The sequence below is a fragment of the Aeromonas sp. 600282 genome, from assembly GCF_049175755.1.
Lineage (GTDB): Bacteria > Pseudomonadota > Gammaproteobacteria > Enterobacterales > Aeromonadaceae > Aeromonas > Aeromonas veronii_A.
Genome location: NZ_JAAKVR010000003.1, coordinates 149379 through 166013, shown reverse-complemented (window position 1 = coordinate 166013; position 16635 = coordinate 149379). Strand labels below are relative to the sequence as shown.

General features: G+C 56.1%; 17 protein-coding genes. All 17 read left to right on the top strand.

Annotated elements, in window-relative coordinates; translation table 11 throughout:
* Nucleotides 1-2: 2 nt before the first annotated feature.
* Nucleotides 3-443 (top strand): flagellar export protein FliJ, encoded by a 441-nt coding sequence (fliJ, locus tag G5137_RS05215; protein WP_216951813.1) that lies wholly within the window; start codon nt 3-5, stop codon nt 441-443.
* Nucleotides 444-510: 67 nt separating this feature from the next.
* Nucleotides 511-2445, top strand: coding sequence for a flagellar hook-length control protein FliK (locus G5137_RS05210; protein ID WP_421255028.1), 1935 nt, complete (start codon nt 511-513; stop codon nt 2443-2445).
* A 57-nt stretch (nt 2446-2502) separates the two neighbouring features.
* Nucleotides 2503-3018 carry a flagellar basal body-associated protein FliL gene (gene fliL, locus G5137_RS05205; protein WP_227341088.1) on the top strand — a complete coding sequence of 172 codons (516 nt, stop codon included), beginning with the start codon at nt 2503-2505 and terminating at the stop codon, nt 3016-3018.
* 7 nt (nt 3019-3025) lie between these two features.
* A complete protein-coding gene (fliM, locus tag G5137_RS05200; RefSeq protein WP_005343961.1) occupies nt 3026-4096 on the top strand; it encodes a flagellar motor switch protein FliM in 1071 nt (356 codons plus the stop codon).
* A gap of 49 nt (nt 4097-4145) precedes the next feature.
* Nucleotides 4146-4538: a flagellar motor switch protein FliN gene (gene fliN / locus G5137_RS05195; RefSeq protein WP_005343964.1), complete on the top strand. Its 393-nt coding sequence runs from the start codon at nt 4146-4148 to the stop codon at nt 4536-4538.
* A complete protein-coding gene (gene fliO, locus G5137_RS05190; RefSeq protein ID WP_216951810.1) occupies nt 4535-4915 on the top strand; it encodes a flagellar biosynthetic protein FliO in 381 nt (126 codons plus the stop codon). The genes fliN and fliO overlap by 4 nt, the downstream gene beginning before the upstream one ends.
* Nucleotides 4902-5675 carry a flagellar type III secretion system pore protein FliP gene (fliP, locus tag G5137_RS05185; RefSeq protein ID WP_216951809.1) on the top strand — a complete coding sequence of 258 codons (774 nt, stop codon included), beginning with the start codon at nt 4902-4904 and terminating at the stop codon, nt 5673-5675. Before fliO ends, fliP begins: the two co-directional genes overlap by 14 nt.
* Nucleotides 5676-5700: 25 nt before the next feature.
* Nucleotides 5701-5970: a flagellar biosynthesis protein FliQ gene (gene fliQ, locus G5137_RS05180; RefSeq protein WP_005334727.1), complete on the top strand. Its 270-nt coding sequence runs from the start codon at nt 5701-5703 to the stop codon at nt 5968-5970.
* Entirely contained in the window at nt 5967-6764 is a 798-nt protein-coding gene (gene fliR, locus G5137_RS05175) for a flagellar biosynthetic protein FliR (RefSeq protein ID WP_216951808.1), read from the top strand. Before fliQ ends, fliR begins: the two co-directional genes overlap by 4 nt.
* Entirely contained in the window at nt 6757-7887 is a 1131-nt protein-coding gene (flhB, locus tag G5137_RS05170) for a flagellar biosynthesis protein FlhB (protein WP_216951807.1), read from the top strand. Before fliR ends, flhB begins: the two co-directional genes overlap by 8 nt.
* Nucleotides 7888-7994: 107 nt before the next feature.
* Nucleotides 7995-10100 (top strand): flagellar biosynthesis protein FlhA, encoded by a 2106-nt coding sequence (gene flhA, locus G5137_RS05165; protein ID WP_421206218.1) that lies wholly within the window; start codon nt 7995-7997, stop codon nt 10098-10100.
* Between the two features lie 16 nt (nt 10101-10116).
* On the top strand, nt 10117-11541 hold the full coding sequence (gene flhF, locus G5137_RS05160) for a flagellar biosynthesis protein FlhF (RefSeq protein ID WP_227341085.1): 1425 nt from the start codon (nt 10117-10119) through the stop codon (nt 11539-11541).
* A gap of 34 nt (nt 11542-11575) precedes the next feature.
* On the top strand, nt 11576-12418 hold the full coding sequence (locus tag G5137_RS05155) for a MinD/ParA family protein (RefSeq protein WP_408082997.1): 843 nt from the start codon (nt 11576-11578) through the stop codon (nt 12416-12418).
* Nucleotides 12411-13130: an RNA polymerase sigma factor FliA gene (locus tag G5137_RS05150; RefSeq protein ID WP_216951804.1), complete on the top strand. Its 720-nt coding sequence runs from the start codon at nt 12411-12413 to the stop codon at nt 13128-13130. Before G5137_RS05155 ends, G5137_RS05150 begins: the two co-directional genes overlap by 8 nt.
* A 111-nt stretch (nt 13131-13241) precedes the next feature.
* Nucleotides 13242-13625, top strand: coding sequence for a chemotaxis response regulator CheY (gene cheY / locus G5137_RS05145; RefSeq protein WP_041234108.1), 384 nt, complete (start codon nt 13242-13244; stop codon nt 13623-13625).
* Nucleotides 13626-13637: 12 nt separating this feature from the next.
* A complete protein-coding gene (locus tag G5137_RS05140; RefSeq protein WP_216951803.1) occupies nt 13638-14378 on the top strand; it encodes a protein phosphatase CheZ in 741 nt (246 codons plus the stop codon).
* Between the two features lie 11 nt (nt 14379-14389).
* On the top strand, nt 14390-16618 hold the full coding sequence (locus G5137_RS05135) for a chemotaxis protein CheA (RefSeq protein ID WP_216951802.1): 2229 nt from the start codon (nt 14390-14392) through the stop codon (nt 16616-16618).
* The last annotated feature ends 17 nt before the right edge of the window (nt 16619-16635 follow it).

The window sequence follows — 16635 nt, the reverse complement described above, 5'->3', positions numbered from 1 at the left end:
CTATGAGTAAAGGGTTGCTATTGTTGGCAGAGCGGCTGGCTGAGGCAGAGCAGCAGTGTGCGCTGGCGCTGGTGAAGGCGCAGCAGGATCTCAAGCTGTTTATGGATCAGCAAAATGCCCTCAACCAGTACCGCCAGATCTACCACCAGCAGTGGACCGATCGCGGTTTACAAGGGATTTCGCCCCAGCAAAACAGCCAGTATCACGCCTTTATCAACAAGCTTGAGCAGGCGGCGACCCAGCAATACGAAGGGGTGCTGCAGGTGCGTCAGGCGCTGGAGCAACGTCGTGGAGAGTGGCTGGCTGCCCAGCAGCGACGCAAGGCGGTAGAGCTGTTGCTGGAGAAGCAGGCGAGCCGCGAGCAGCAGAAAGCTCTGCGTCAGGAGCAGAAGATGCTGGATGAGTACGCCATGTTGCGGCGTTTTCATCAATCTGGCCTGTAACTTGCTTTGATCTGGACATTGTCGGCGGCCATCTCGTAGGGGGCCGCCAGAATTCAGGGATGCCATCATGATGCAGACAGTGTTGACACAAACGCCTTCGGCTGCGGCCAACGGATTGGACAAAGCGCCTCTGAGCAGCTCAGTCGAGAGCAATGGCATCGATCTGGGGGGGCGCGACAGCAAGGGTGATTTCGCCACTCTGATTGCCAAGGCCCGGAACAGCGAACAGGGCGCCGCCGAGGCTACTCAGGGCGATAAAAATGTCCGATCAGCCAAATCTTTGGCGACCGAGGGCGCCTCTCCCAAAGAGGAGGCCAGCAAGGAGCAGGAGCCTGGCGCCGACAACAAGGCGGAGGAGCTCCCTGCCACCGACTTTCTGCTCCGTCTGCAAGACTCCCTCAAGCTCGATACCTCGCTAGTGACACCCCAACTGGCGGTGGCGGCCCAACAGAGCGCCACTGCGGCAGACGGCAATCCGTTGCCGCAAGAGGGTGCGCTGGAGGGGATTGCGCTTGATGAAAGCGAGCAGTCCCCTGCAACTGTCAGGACTGTACGCCAACTTGCCGATCAGTCCGGGGCGCAGTCGCTTCTGGCTACGACTGGTAAATCTTCCCTTGAAACTCCGGTTTCACTCTCTGCAGGAGGAGTGATTGAGCAGGGCGACGCCTCGACCGCCGTACTGTCCTCCGCTCCCAACACTTCTGAGGGGAAGGATGCCGCCGCCACCCAAGATGGTCAGCCCGGGGAGAAAGTCTCTGCCAAGGGTGAAACTCTCGGGGCAGATGGCAAGCTCACCAAGCCCCTTACGGGGGCTGAGCGGATGGCCCAACTGGCCAGGGTGTTGCCGGTTGAGGCGTCCGCCAATGCGGCAAATAGTGGTGAGTCACCCGCAGTGAAAGAGGGAGATGACAGCAAATCCGACCCCGCTGCCAGCAGCGTCGTGACCGGCAAGGGACAAGCTGCTCAAGCCACGACTCAGGGGGCGGTGCTCAAGGCATTCGGTGAGGGGGGCAAACAACCAGATGCGGGTAGCTCAACCACTTCTACTGCCGTAGAGAGCACCGCTAATGGGTCTGGCAAGGGAGCTGATAAGAGTAGCGCCGAGGGGGGACAGCAGGCAGCGACAACCACATCCTCCAATCCAGGTGCGGCGCAAGTGACGACAGTGCAAAGTGCCACAGCCCAGAGCAGCGTGACGGCAAATGTGACGACTCAGACCGATAGCGCTGCCGCACCCGTGATGGTGGCGCCGCAGCAGGTGTTGGCGCAGTCCGAATCTCAGGGGCCGCAAGCGCCGCTGTCGAGCATTTCAGCCGGGATCAGGCAGATGGAAGTGACGGGCACCGACGAGGTGCGCAAAGCGGTTTCGCTTGAGGTAAAACCGAAGGTCGGTGAGTCTGAGAAGAGTCTTGTCGCTACGACATCGAGCAGCGAGAGCAGCCAGAGCCAGACTGTACAGCATGGCCAGAACAGCCAGCCTCAGCCCCAGGTGGCCGACAGCCGGGCGCCCGCCGCTGAGGGCACGTTGCGCCGTGAACCGCAGAATTTACCCCATTTGAAACTGTCTAGTCAGGAAGCACCCGCCGAATTGCACCAGAAGGTCAACCTGATGCTGGCCGACAAGCTGCAGCAGGCCGAGCTTCAGCTAGACCCCATCGGCCTTGGCAAGATGAAGATCAAGATCCAGATCGACGTATCCAGCCAGGCGAGCGTCCATTTTGTAGTTCAGCACGGACAGACCCGTGAGATGCTGGAGCAGGCGATGCCCCGTCTGCGTGAAATGCTGGCGGGGCAGGGGATCCAGCTTGGCCAGACCCAGGTGCAGCAGCAGTCACAACAGTCACCGCAGCAACAACAGCAGGGTCAGTCGGCGTTTGCCGGGCAGGGACAATCAGGAGAGGGACACTCCGGTCATAGCCATCTTGACGGGGAGGTCACTACGACCAACCCCAATTTGTCGGTGGAATCGACAAACGGTTCAGGAATAGATTTCTATGCTTGATGCAATCCCGAGTAAGTTTATGATATCGAACAAGTTTGAGACTAGGGTGGACAAGGGATGGCTGACGATAACGAATTGACGCTAAAAGACCCGGCTGCGGGCAAGAAAAAGAAGCTGATTATTATCATTGCCCTGGCGGTCATTTTGCTGGGCGGTGGTGGAGCTGGCGCCTGGCTTATGCTGTCCGGCTCGGATACCCCCCCTGCCGAAGCGGCGGAGGGCGCCGAGGCCAAACCCAAGGTGGAAGCACCCCAGCCATCCCTTTATGTCGGGATGCCGCGCCCCTTTGTCTTCAACGTCGCGGGAGCCCAGCGGGATCGACTGGTGCAGATCAAGATCCAGCTGATGGTGCGCGGCACCGCCGACGAGACGCTGGCCAAACAGAATATCCCCCTGATTGAAGGCACCTTGCTGCGGGTGTTCAGTGCAGCCAGTGCCGAACAGCTGATGACCTTTGAAGGCAAGGAGAAGCTGCGCAAGGATTCACTGGAAGAGTGCCGTCGGGTGCTTAAGGACCTGGTCTCTTCCCCCGTTATCGAACAAGTGCTGTTTACCGGCTTTGTAATGCAGTAGGTGAAGCGTGAGCGATCTGTTAAGTCAGGACGAAATTGATGCCCTCTTGCACGGTGTCGATGATGTCGAAGAGGAAGAGATAGGCGGCGCCGGAGACCCCGGCGTTGCCCAGTTTGACTTCTCCTCCCAGGACCGCATCGTCCGTGGCCGGATGCCGACCCTGGAGCTGGTGAACGAACGTTTTGCTCGCCACATGCGGATCAGCCTGTTCAACATGATGCGTCGTACCGCCGAGGTCTCCATCAACGGGGTGCAGATGCTGAAGTTTGGTGAGTATGTTCACACCCTGTTCGTGCCGACCAGCCTCAATATGGTGCGTTTCCGGCCATTGAAAGGAACCGCACTCATCACCATGGAGGCACGACTGGTTTTCATCCTGGTGGAGAACTTCTTCGGTGGTGACGGGCGCTACCACGCCAAGATTGAGGGGCGCGAGTTCACGCCGACCGAGCGACGGATCATCCAGATGCTGCTCAAACTGGTGTTTGAGGATTACAAGGATGCCTGGGCGCCGGTGATGGACGTAGGGTTCGAGTATCTCGACTCTGAAGTGAACCCGGCGATGGCCAACATCGTCAGCCCGACCGAAGTGATTGTGGTGAGCTCGTTTCACATCGAACTCGATGGTGGCGGCGGCGATTTCCACGTGGCCATGCCCTACTCCATGCTGGAGCCGATCCGTGAACTGCTCGATGCCGGTGTACAGAGTGACAAGGGTGACACAGACGTGCGCTGGAGCAAGGCACTTCGTGACGAGATCATGGATGTAAAGGTCGAGTTGAGGGCCAAACTGCTGGAGACCGAACTCACTCTGCGTGAACTGATGGAGCTGCAGCCGGGAGATATTATTCCGGTCGACATGCCCGAACATTTGCTGGTCTACGTGGAAGATTTGCCCACCTTCCATGCCAAGATGGGGCGGACCAAGGAGAATGTGGCACTCAAGATCACCGACAAGCTCAAGCGCCCGGAAGGGGTCAAGACCGAGATGCATCTGGTGACCCGGGGTGGTGTACGTATCGATGGTGAGGCCGAGCTTGAAGAGCTTGAGCGCAGCATCGAAGAACAACAGCGTTAATCGACGGTTTGCAGTTATTGATCGTCACGAAGTGGCATAAGGAAACAAGATGAGCGGAACAGAGGAAGAGGATCTGATGGCTGATGCCTGGGCGGCAGCACTGGAGGAGCAGGTGACGGCGGAAGCCAAACCGGCCCCGCTGGAAGAGCTCAAGGACGATGCCCCTATCAGTGCCGAGGAGCGGCGCAAGCTTGACACCATTCTGGATATTCCGGTCACCATCTCGATGGAGGTCGGTCGCAGCCAGATTAGCATTCGTAACCTGCTGCAGCTCAACCAGGGCTCGGTCGTGGAGCTGGATAGGGTGGCGGGCGAGCCCCTCGACGTGCTGGTTAACGGTACCCTGATCGCTCACGGCGAGGTGGTGGTGGTGAACGACAAGTTCGGTATTCGCCTGACCGACGTCATCAGCCAGATTGAACGGATTAAGAAACTCAAATGATGCGTCTGCTGCTGTTGTGGCTGCCATTGCCGGTGTTTGCCGAGGTGGGGGGGGCCGCCAACCCTCCCAGCCTGAGTTCCTGGCTGCTCTCCAGCCTGATGGTGATCGGGCTTATTCTGGTGCTGGGTTTCTTGCTCAAGAAGAGCAAAATTGCCACCGCCATGGGGGGCGGGCAGATGAGAGTGATTGCTACGCTGCCTGTGGGCTACAAGGAGAAGTTGCTGGTGGTCAAGGTGGGTGAGCAGCAGCTGCTGGTCGGCGTAACGCCGCAGCAGGTCAACTTTCTCTATCGGCTGGAGGAGCCGCTGGACGAACAGCAGCCGCAGGCATTTTCCCAGCAGCTGGGTAAGTTGATGGGCAAACATGAAAAAAACTAACGGCTTGTTGTGGCAAAGCGGATTGCTGGCCAGCCTGTTGATTTCGCTGTTTTGCGCCTGGCCTGCGTTGGCGCAGGACGGCATGTCGGCAGTGACCGTCAAGACCATGGGGGATGGCTCTCAGGAGTACAGCCTGACCCTGCAGGTGCTGGCGTTGATGACGGCACTTTCATTCCTGCCGGCAATGGTCATCATGATGACCTCGTTTACCCGTATCATCATAGTGTTGGGTATCTTGCGTCAGGCGATCGGTCTGCAACAGAGCCCCTCCAATCAGGTGTTGATCGGCATCGCCCTGTTCATGTCGTTCTTCATCATGTCGCCTGTGCTGGATCGCATAAATGACGAGGCACTGCAGCCCTATCTGGCCGAAACCATTGAGGCCAAGGAGGCGCTGGAACGGGCTGAATTGCCCATCCACCAGTTCATGCTGGCCCAGACCCGGATCAAGGATCTCAATACTTTTATGGAGATCGCCAACGTGCAGGTGGAGAAGCCTGCCGATGTGCCGCTGCGGGTGCTGATCCCGGCCTTTGTCACCAGCGAACTGAAAACAGCCTTCCAGATTGGCTTTATGCTGTTCTTGCCGTTTCTGGTCATCGATCTGGTGGTCGCCAGTATCTTGATGGCGATGGGGATGATGATGCTCTCGCCGATGATCGTCTCGTTGCCTTTCAAACTGATGCTGTTTGTGATGGTGGATGGCTGGAACCTGATCCTGGGTTCGCTGGCCAACAGTTTCGGACTGGGTGCCGGTTAACCGGTCCCATGCAAGGAGCCCGAACATGAGTCCAGAAACCTTTGTCGATGTATTTCGTGAGGCGCTCTGGCTGGTCAATATCATGGTCAGCGCCGTGATCCTGCCCAGCCTTGCTATCGGGTTGGTGGTAGCCATCTTTCAGGCCGCCACCTCCATCAACGAACAGACCTTGAGCTTTCTGCCCCGTCTCATCGTGACCCTTTTGGCCCTAGGGATTGGTGCTCACTGGGGAATGCAGAGTCTGATGGACTTCTTCATCCTGATGGTCAATCAAATTCCCGAGGTGGTGGGGTGACCTATACCACCGCTCTGATCATGGAGTGGTTGTCGTCCATTCTCTGGCCACTGGCTAGAATAAGCAGCCTTTTCATGGTGATGGCGGTATTTGGCAGCCGGCTGGTCGCCGCTCGGATCAGGTTGGGGCTGGCGGTAGCCGTGACGTTTCTGGTTGCTCCTCTGCTCCCTCCCATGCCCCCAGTGGAGCTCTTCTCTGCCGGCAGTTTTCTGGTCTTGGGCCAGCAGCTGCTGATCGGTATTGCGCTGGGGTTGATGACCCAGTTTCTGATGGAAAGCTTCGTGATGGCGGGGCAGGTGATAGCCATGCAAACCAGTCTGGGTTTTGCCACCCTGGTGGATCCGATGAATGGCCAGTCGGCCCCTGTGGTCGGTCAGTTTTATCTGATGCTGGCGACTCTGGTATTTCTGGCGCTTGATGGTCATCTGGTGATGCTACGCCTGGTTATCCTCAGTTTTGAGACGCTACCCATCTCCGATAGCGGTCTGTCACTCTCTTCTATGCAAACCCTGAGCGCGTTCCTGGGGGTCATGTATCAGGCCTCGCTGGTGATGGCCCTCTCTGCCATCGTGGCGCTGTTGCTCATCAACTTCGCTTTTGGCGTGATGACCCGGGCAGCCCCCCAGCTCAATATTTTCAGTATCGGTTTTGCCGTCAGCATGATGTCGGGTTTGCTTATCCTCTGGCTTACGATCGGCGGGTTCCTCGGCCATTTCGACACCTTGTGGGAGCGGGTGCAGGAGGTCAGTTGCGAGCTGATTGACACCCAATGTTTCGGAGGTGTCAATGGCTGATACCGACCAGGAACGTACCGAACAACCCACGGGCAAACGACTGCAACAGGCCCGTGAAAAAGGGCAGATTGCACGTTCAAAGGAGCTGGGAACAGCCAGTGTGCTGTTGTCAGCCGTATTTGGCCTGCTGTTTATCAAGGGTTACCTGGCGAACGCCATGCTCAAGGTGGTGACCATGGGCTTCACGCTGAACAGAGAGCAGGCTTTCGATCCCAATGCCATGGTTGCCATGGTGCCGGCGCTGCTGGGGGAACTGGTGTTTCCGCTCGGATTGCTATTCGCTCTGGTCGCTATTGCAGCTTTTATCGGCAATATCCTGATGGGGGGGATGAACTTCTCCACTGAAGCAATGATGCCGAAATTCAGCAAGATGAGCCCCATCAGCGGGTTCAAGCGGATGTTTGGGGTGCAGTCACTGATTGAGCTGGTCAAGTCCATCGCCAAGGTGGTGTTCATCACCCTGTTTGCCTGGTGGATGCTCTCCAGCCAGTTTGATCATCTGCTCAACCTCTCCATGGAGGGATTCCCCGGTGGGATTATAGATGCCCTCGACCTTTTTTTGTGGATGCTGATCATTCTTTGCTGTGCCCTGTTGCCTATTGTGGCCATCGATGTGCCGTTCCAAAAATGGAACCATATGCGTCAGCTCAAGATGACCAAGCAGGAGGTGAAGGACGAGTTCAAGGATAGCGAGGGTAAACCCGAGGTAAAGGGCAAGATCCGCCAGTTGCAGATGCAGATGGCGATGCGCCGGATGATGGGGGATGTACCCAAGGCTGATGTGGTGATCACCAACCCGACTCACTACTCGGTAGCGCTCAAGTATGATGCGGGCAAACCCGGTGCTGCGCCCAAGGTCTTGGCCAAGGGAACTGATGAAATTGCAATGAAGATCAGGGAGATAGCTAGAGAATACGAGATACCCATCATGCCGTCACCGGCCTTGACCCGGGCTATCTACCACTCTACCGAGTTGGGCCACGAGATCCCGGAAGGGTTGTTTGCGGCGGTTGCCCAGGTTCTGGCCTATGTCTTCCAGCTCAAGAAATTCCGCCGTGGCCAGGGGCGCCGTCCTCAGCCGCTGGCTAAAGATCTGCCCATTCCGACCGAATATCGCAAATGACAAAGTTCTGACGTTGTCAAAATAAATTCATTGCATTTCAATGTGTTGCATTGTTGGCTTAATGTTTGCTTTAATCTGGCACCAGCAGGTTGACATTGAGAAGAGCGATGGAATTCAAGGCAGTATTGGGCCAGTTAAAACAGTCTCGGGGAGTATTGAGCAAAGGCCTTGGTACCCCTCTGCTGGTATTGGCCGCGCTCGGCATGGTGGTGTTGCCCATCCCGCCACTGATGCTGGATGTGCTCTTCTCCTTCAACATTGCGCTCTCTATCGTGGTGCTGCTGGTATCCGTCTATACCCGGCGCCCCCTCGAATTTGCTGCTTTCCCGACCGTATTGCTGCTGGCCACCTTGCTGCGGTTGGCATTGAACGTGGCCTCGACCCGAGTGGTGTTGCTGGAAGGTCACAATGGCAGTGCAGCGGCAGGCCATGTGATCGAGGCATTCGGTAATGTGGTGATCGGCGGTAACTATGCAGTCGGCATCATCGTCTTTACTATCCTGATGATCATCAACTTTGTGGTTATCACCAAGGGGGCCGGGCGGATCGCGGAAGTGAGCGCCCGTTTTACTCTGGATGCGATGCCGGGCAAACAGATGGCCATCGATGCCGATTTGAATGCCGGCCTCATCAACCAGGAAGAGGCGAAGAAGCGTCGCCAGGATGTGACCCAGGAAGCGGACTTCTATGGCTCTATGGATGGTGCTTCCAAGTTCGTCAAAGGGGATGCCATTGCGGGCATCATGATCCTCTTCATCAACATCATCGGCGGCTTTATCATCGGGATGATGCAGCATCATCTTACCTTCAGGGAGTCTGCCGAGATCTATACCCTGCTGGCGATAGGTGACGGTCTGGTGGCGCAGATCCCCTCCCTGTTGCTCTCTATCGCCGCCGCCATCATAGTGACCCGTCAGAATACCGATCAGGATATGGGCACGGCGGTATTGGGCCAACTGTTCGACAATCCCAAGGCCTTGATCATCTCTGCCGGTATCCTGCTGATGATGGGACTGGTGCCGGGGATGCCGCACTTCGCCTTCCTGAGTCTGGGGGCGATCGCTGCCGCTGGAGCCTGGTGGCTGCTGCGCCGCGAGAAGCTGGCGGTAGCCAAAGCAGCCAGCGGCGAGTTGATGCCGACCAGTACTGACCAGCCATCGCATGAACAGAAAGAGTTGAGCTGGGACGATGTGATGCCGGTAGACATCATCGGGCTGGAAGTGGGTTACCAGCTAATCCCGCTGGTGGATCGCAATCAGGGGGGCGAACTGCTCAACCGGATCAAAGGGGTGCGCAAGAAACTCTCGCAAGAACTGGGCTTTCTGGTGCCTGCCGTCCACATCCGCGACAACCTGGATCTGGCACCAAATCAATATCGCATCACCTTGATGGGAGTCAGTACCGGCGAGGCCAGCGTCTACCATGATAAAGAGATGGCCATCAACCCGGGGCAGGTATTCGGCCAAATTCAGGGGATTGCTACCCGGGATCCCGCGTTTGGACTTGAAGCAGTGTGGGTAGCCAAGGAGCAGGTGTCACAGGCGCAGACCCTGGGGTATACAGTGGTGGATACTGCGACCGTAGTTGCCACCCATTTGAGTCAGATCTTGACCAACCATGCCTCACTGTTGCTCGGCCATGACGAGGTACAACAACTGCTCGACATGATTGGCAAACACCAGAGCAAGTTGGTCGAAGGGCTGGTGCCGGAAGTGATCAGCATGGGTAACCTTGTGAAGGTATTGCAGAATTTGCTCGATGAAGGGGTGCCAATCCGCGATATGCGCACTATCCTGCAGACCCTGGTTGAATACGCGCCGCGCAGTCCGGATCCGGAAGTGCTCACCGCGGCTTGCCGGATTGCCCTGCGTCGTCTGATTGTGCAGGAGATTGCCGGCCCAGACCCAGAGCTACCGGTGATAACATTGGCACCTGAATTGGAACGTATATTGCATCAATCCCTGCAGGCGGGTGGAGGTGATGGTGCCGGTATTGAGCCGGGTCTGGCGGAGCGAATGCAGCGCTCGCTGGTGGAAGCCACTCAACGACAAGAATTGGAAGGCCAACCGGCCGTGCTTCTGACATCGGGGATCTTGCGCAATACCCTGGCAAAATTTGTCAAGAATGCCATTCCTGGGTTGCGTGTTCTGTCTTATCAGGAAGTGCCCGACGACAAGCAGATCCGCATCGTCAGTGCGGTAGGGCAGAACTAGTTAGCGGAGACGATGGGTGAAGATTAAGCGGTTTTTTGCCAAGGACATGCGAACGGCTCTGGCCGAGGTCAAGGAGACGCTCGGGCCTGACGCTGTCATCATGTCCAACAAGAAGGTCACCGGAGGGGTAGAGATAGTCGCCGCAGTCGATTATCAATCCCAGGTTCCGGGGCCCAAAGATGCGCCGGTTCGCCGTCAGCTGAACGATGAGAGTGTCAATATTTCGTCTGCTGCTCGGCAGATGACCCGCCCCGAGCCCACAAAGGTTCAGGAACAGAACGAACATTATGCCGATACCCTGGCAGCCTTGCTGGCGCGCCAGCAGAAGCTCAAGCCGGGCAATGGGGCGCCAATGGGCAATACCCAATCGGCCGGTCTGGCCGCTGCCAATGCAGCGCCCAGAACATTGGCCGAGCAGGGGCAATGGGGCGCCGCCCCGGAACCTGTCAAGCCCAAAGCCCGGGTTGCCTCCGCCCAGCGTTCTTCTCAACCTGCTCAGCGGGATCAGGAGATGGAGGGGATGCGCAAGGAGATGGCCAGTATCCGCAAATTGCTGGAGCACCAGATCTCCGGTCTGATGTGGCAGGAAGTTGAGCGACGTGAGCCGATGCGGGCTCTGCTGATCAAGGAGCTCAAAAAGATGGGCTTTGACGATGCGTTTGCCGATCAACTGGCGGGGCTGATCCCTGAAGACATGCCCATCCATCAGGCGATGGCCCAGTTGGCGGAAGTGTTGACGGCTCAGCTCAAGATCAGCGAGGACGAGATTTTACGTCAGGGGGGCGCCGTTGCCCTGCTGGGGCCGACCGGGGTGGGCAAGACCACCACCATCGCCAAATTAGCCGCCCGTTTTGCCATGAAGTATGGTGCCGAGCAGGTGGCCCTTATCACCACTGACAACTACCGGATCGGTGCTCATGAGCAATTACAGACTTATGGCCGGATCATGGGCTGTCCGGTACGTCAGGTGCGTGATGCCGAAGAGCTGGCCAATGCCCTCTATCAGTTCCGCCACCGTCGGCTGGTATTGATCGATACGGCAGGCGTGGGGCAGCGGGATATCCGTCTGACCGAGCAGCTCGATACCCTGGTCAAGAATGCCAAGGTGAGGATCCGCAGCTATCTGGTGATGTCGGCAACCTCCCAGCGTCGGGTAATGCAGGAAGCGGTTGACCATTTCCGGCGCATTCCCTTGAGCGGCTGCATACTTACAAAGTTGGATGAGAGTCTGAATCTGGGCGAAGTAATTAACGTGTGTATCCAGAATGCCTTGCCTATCAGTTACATCACGGATGGGCAGCGGGTTCCGGAAGATATTCAGGTTGCCAATGCGGCGCAGCTTGTCGGCGCGGCCATGGGCTCGCTGGAGCGAGAAACAGAAGAGCCCTATTTCTGGGGCACAGGCTTTGGCGAGGCCGAAGATTCGGAGTTTTATGAGTAACATGTATATGGATCAGGCGAGTGGTCTGCGCAAAATGCGTCAAAACAATCGAGTAAAAGTGATCGCCGTTTCCGGTGGTAAAGGTGGCGTGGGCAAGACCAACGTGACCCTGAACGTGGCCGGAGCCATGGCGGCCCAAGGCAAACGGGTAATGGTGCTGGATGCTGACCTTGGTCTGGCCAACGTCGACGTCATGCTGGGGCTGCGGGTTCATCGCAATCTCTCTCACGTGCTGGCAGGTGAGTGCACTATCGACGACATTATCGTTGAGGGACCGTATGGCATGATGATTGTGCCTGCAACCTCGGGGACCCAGTCCATGGTCGAGCTTTCACCGGTACAACATGCCGGACTGATCCGCGCCTTCAGCGAGATGAAGACCCAGGTCGATATTCTGATGGTGGATACGGCGGCGGGGATCTCGGACATGGTTTTGAGTTTCACCCGTGCTGCGCAGGACATCATGGTGGTGGTGTGTGACGAGCCGACTTCCATTACCGATGCCTATGCCCTCATCAAGATCCTCTCCAAAGAGCACGGTGTATTTCGCTTCAAGGTAGTGGCAAATATGGTGCGCAGCCTGCGTGAAGGGCAGGAGCTTTTTGCCAAGCTGACCCGGGTAACCGATCGTTTCCTCGATACGTCACTGGAACTGGTTGCCTGCGTGCCTTATGACACCAATCTGCGTGCAGCCGTGCGCAAGCAGAAACTGATTGTCGAGGCGTTTCCCAAGTCGCCGGCGGCTTTGGCTTTCCGCGCATTGGCCAACAAAGCAGCTAGCTGGCCGGTACCAAACCAGCCTGGCGGTCATCTGGAGTTTTTCCTGGAGAATCTGTTGCAGACTCAGGCCACCACACAGGAAGGTTCCCGTGAATAAAGCCCAAGCGTACTTGCGTCATCAGGATTCCTATCTGCTGGTAGAGCGCCATGCTCCACTGGTCAAGCGGATTGCCCAGCATTTGCTGGCTCGCCTGCCAAGCAGTGTCTTGCTGGATGACCTGATACAGGCAGGTATGATTGGGCTGCTCGAAGCGTCACGGAACTTTGATGGTAGCAAGGGAGCCAGTTTCGAGACCTATGCCGGGATCCGTATCCGTGGTGCCATGCTGGATGAGATCCGGCGTGGTGATTGGGTGCCCCGTTCCGTGCATCGAAACAGCAGAGCGATTGCCGAAGCGATCGAAAATGTGGAGCAAGCCAATGGACGGGATGCTCGCGACGCGGAAGTCGCAGCGCAAATGGGGGTCTCTCTCGCTGATTATCATGTCATGCTGCAGGATGTCTCCTGTGGCAAGATCATCGGTATCGAGGATCTGGGGGTCAGTGAGGATGTGATCGGTAACCCTGATGAAGCTCCGTCAGGCTCGGGGTTTGATGAACTGGCCACAGAACGATTTCAAATTCAACTGTCGGAGCAAATTGGTCGCTTACCGGAGAGAGAAGCCCTGGTTCTCTCTCTTTACTACGATGAAGAGCTGAATTTACGTGAAATTGGCGAGGTTTTGAATGTGAGTGAGTCGCGCGTGAGTCAGATACATAGTCAGGCAATGCACAGACTACGCGCTCGTTTGAGAGATTGGCATCTATAAGTGTTTGTACTGGCTACACTGAGATGAAACTCTAAGGCATAATCCGCATGACACAACCCGTTTTTAGCATCATGTAAGTGAGCCACTGAGGTGGCTATTGAGGAGGGAATTTTGGACAAGAACATGAAAATCCTCATTGTTGACGATTTTTCAACGATGCGCCGGATTATCAAGAACTTGCTTCGCGACCTTGGGTTCAACAATACCCATGAAGCGGATGACGGCAACACAGCATTGCCGATGCTGAAAAATGGTGATTTCCAGTTTGTGGTTACCGACTGGAACATGCCAGGCATGCAAGGTATCGACCTGCTGAAAGCCATTCGTGTCGATGAAAAGCTCAAGCATCTGCCGGTACTGATGGTGACGGCAGAAGCCAAACGCGAGCAGATCATCGAAGCCGCGCAAGCCGGCGTTAACGGTTATATCGTCAAGCCTTTCACTGCAGCAACGCTCAAAGAAAAACTCGACAAAATTTTTGAACGCCTTGGCTAAGGAGCAGCAGGGATGATGGCCAAAACGAAAGCAATGATTTCGCTCGACCAGGCAAGGATGCTTGTTGCTCATCTGGAGCAAGGTGAATTCGAGCTGGCCGATGAACTGCTTGCCAATGTATGTGCCCCCAACGCAGCCGATCTGTTTGAAAAAGTTGGTCAGCTGACCCGACAACTGCATAACTCACTTCAAGAATTTCGTCTCGACCCCCGAATTCCCGATTTGGCCACCCATGACATTCCCGATGCGAGGGAGCGCCTCAATTACGTCATAGATATGACCGACAAGGCTGCTAATCGCACCATGGATGCGGTAGAGGCCAGTCTGCCAATAGCGGATCGCCTGAATGATAATATCCAGCTGGTGATGCCCAACTGGAATGCACTGATGTCCAGAGATATGAGCGTGGGGCAGTTTAAGTCCTTATGCCATCAACTTGATGATTTCATTAAGGCTTCTGAGTCAGATGCCGATAAGTTACGACAACTGCTGACAGAAATTCTGATGGCACAAGACTTTCAGGATTTGACAGGCCAGATGATCCGCAAGGTCATAAAACTGGTTCAGGAAGTTGAAACAAAATTAATAGAAATGCTGACTATGTTTGGTGAGGCTGCAGCTGAGCATTCAACTCGTACTCTCCCTGTGAACGGGATTGAAGCCGAAGGCCCAATCATGAATCCAGAGGCGCGTGCCGATGTAGTCAATGGTCAGGATGATGTGGACGATCTGCTGTCTAGCTTGGGATTCTAATGGAGTGACGCATGGCCTTCGAAGTTGATGAAGACATACTGCAAGACTTTCTGGTCGAAGCATCCGAAATATTGGAACAGTTGTCTGAGCAACTGGTCGACTTGGAAAAGCGGCCTGATGACAAGAATCTGTTAAATGCCATCTTTCGCGGTTTCCATACCGTAAAAGGTGGTGCCGGTTTCCTGTCTTTGGGGGAGTTGGTTGACGTATGCCACGGCGCTGAAAACGTATTTGATATCTTGCGTAATGGCAAGCGAACCGTGACTGCCGAACTGATGGACGTGATCCTGCAAGCGCTGGACGCCATAAACGTCATGTTCGCCCAAGTACAAAACCGTGAAGCGCCAAGTCCTGCGTCTGATGATCTGCTCCATGACCTCCACGAGTTGTGCAAGCCTGAAGGAGAAGAGCAACTCCGAACCGCGACAAGTGGCGCTATTGCCATGGAGCAGGAGGCTGTCACTCCTGTTGTTGAGGTTGTCTCCGACCCCGAGGTTGTTGAACCGATAAACCAGGCCAGCGATCCTGCTCCTGTTAACGGGGGCGGATCCATAGACGAGATTTCAGCTGATGAATTCGAGCGTCTGCTGGATGAGCTGCATGGCGTGGGGGGCACACCAACCAAGAGTGCGGCAGGAGCGACTGTTGCTGGCGAATCTGGCGATATAACCGATGATGAGTTTGAGGCCTTGCTGGATCAACTCCATGGTCAGGGACAGCACATGGGGGCGCCAGAGGTGAATCCTCTGAAGTCGGTGCAAAAAGAGGTGGACGAGCTTATCGATGATGATGAGTTTGAACGCCTGCTTGATGAATTGCATGGTCGTGGCCAAGGTCCTCAGAGTAGTATGGCACCTGCCGCACCTGCCGCACCTGCCGCACCTGCCGCACCTGCCGCACCTGCCGCACCTGCCGCACCTGCCGCACCTGCCGCGGTGACTGCGCCCAAACCGACAACACCTGTAGCCAAACCTGTACAGGCTGACCCCGCAAAACCTGCCGAAGCAGCCAAGGCATCAGCGCCTGCCGCCAAGGCTACGCCAGCTCCTGCCGAAAACAGTGCAGTGCAAAGCGATACGACGGTGCGGGTGGATACCAAGACCCTTGATGTCATTATGAACATGGTAGGTGAGTTGGTACTGGTTCGTAACCGGCTGGTGAGTCTGGGTATTGCCAGTAATGATGAAGAGATGTCAAAGGCGGTTGCCAATCTGGATGTGGTAACGGCTGACCTGCAAGGTGCGGTGATGAAAACCCGCATGCAGCCAATCAAGAAGGTATTTGGTCGTTTCCCGCGCGTGGTGCGTGATCTGGCCAGAACCCTCAAAAAAGAGATTGAGCTGGTGATGGTTGGGGAAGAGACCGACCTCGACAAAAACCTGGTGGAGGCGCTCGCCGATCCTCTTGTTCACCTTGTTCGCAACTCCTGCGATCACGGGGTCGAAATGCCGGATGTGCGGGAGAAAGCGGGCAAGCCGCGGCAAGGGACGATCACCCTTAGCGCCTCCCAGCAAGGCGATCATATCCTGCTTTGCATTGAGGATGATGGCGCCGGGATGGACCCGGAAAAACTCAAGTCTATTGCCATCAGCCGCGGTGTGCTGGATGCAGATACTGCCGCGCGCATGAGTGATAACGATGCCTATAACCTGATCTTTGCCCCCGGATTTTCGACCAAGTCCGAGATTTCCGATATCTCTGGCCGTGGTGTCGGAATGGACGTGGTTAAAACCAGTATTGTCAGCCTCAATGGGTCAGTGCACATCGATTCTACCTGGGGGAAAGGCACCCGTCTCGAAATCAAGGTTCCGTTGACGCTAGCCATTCTGCCGACCCTGATGGTTGAAGTGGGTGAGCAGACCTTCGCTCTTCCCCTTGGTTGTGTGAACGAGATTTTCCATCTGGATCTGAAAAAGGCCAATATGGTCGATGGTCAGCTCACCATCATTGTGCGTGATAAGGCGATTCCCCTCTTTTATCTACACAAGTGGTTGATCCGTGGTACCAACAAGCGCTCACGTCAGGATACCGGGCATGTGGTGATCGTGCAGATTGGCACTCAGCAAATCGGGTTTGTGGTCGACAGCTTGATTGGTCAAGAAGAGGTGGTGATCAAGCCGCTCGATAATCTGCTGCAAGGCACCCCGGGGATGGCTGGTGCAACCATTACCAGCGATGGCGGTATTGCCCTTATTCTGGATGTACCGAGTCTGCTCAAAGCATATGCGCGTAGACATTAATCGCTCAGGCCCAAGGA

Coding starts and splice junctions, on each gene's coding strand:
- G5137_RS05135 (WP_216951802.1), top strand. CDS start 14,390: ATGGCCTTCGAAGTTGATGAAGACATACTGCAAGACTTTCTGGTCGAA.
- flhB (WP_216951807.1), top strand. CDS start 6,757: ATGGCTGATACCGACCAGGAACGTACCGAACAACCCACGGGCAAACGA.
- G5137_RS05155 (WP_408082997.1), top strand. CDS start 11,576: ATGCGTCAAAACAATCGAGTAAAAGTGATCGCCGTTTCCGGTGGTAAA.
- fliJ (WP_216951813.1), top strand. CDS start 3: ATGAGTAAAGGGTTGCTATTGTTGGCAGAGCGGCTGGCTGAGGCAGAG.
- fliO (WP_216951810.1), top strand. CDS start 4,535: ATGATGCGTCTGCTGCTGTTGTGGCTGCCATTGCCGGTGTTTGCCGAG.
- fliP (WP_216951809.1), top strand. CDS start 4,902: ATGAAAAAAACTAACGGCTTGTTGTGGCAAAGCGGATTGCTGGCCAGC.
- fliN (WP_005343964.1), top strand. CDS start 4,146: ATGAGCGGAACAGAGGAAGAGGATCTGATGGCTGATGCCTGGGCGGCA.
- fliQ (WP_005334727.1), top strand. CDS start 5,701: ATGAGTCCAGAAACCTTTGTCGATGTATTTCGTGAGGCGCTCTGGCTG.
- flhA (WP_421206218.1), top strand. CDS start 7,995: ATGGAATTCAAGGCAGTATTGGGCCAGTTAAAACAGTCTCGGGGAGTA.
- G5137_RS05210 (WP_421255028.1), top strand. CDS start 511: ATGATGCAGACAGTGTTGACACAAACGCCTTCGGCTGCGGCCAACGGA.
- fliL (WP_227341088.1), top strand. CDS start 2,503: ATGGCTGACGATAACGAATTGACGCTAAAAGACCCGGCTGCGGGCAAG.
- G5137_RS05140 (WP_216951803.1), top strand. CDS start 13,638: ATGATGGCCAAAACGAAAGCAATGATTTCGCTCGACCAGGCAAGGATG.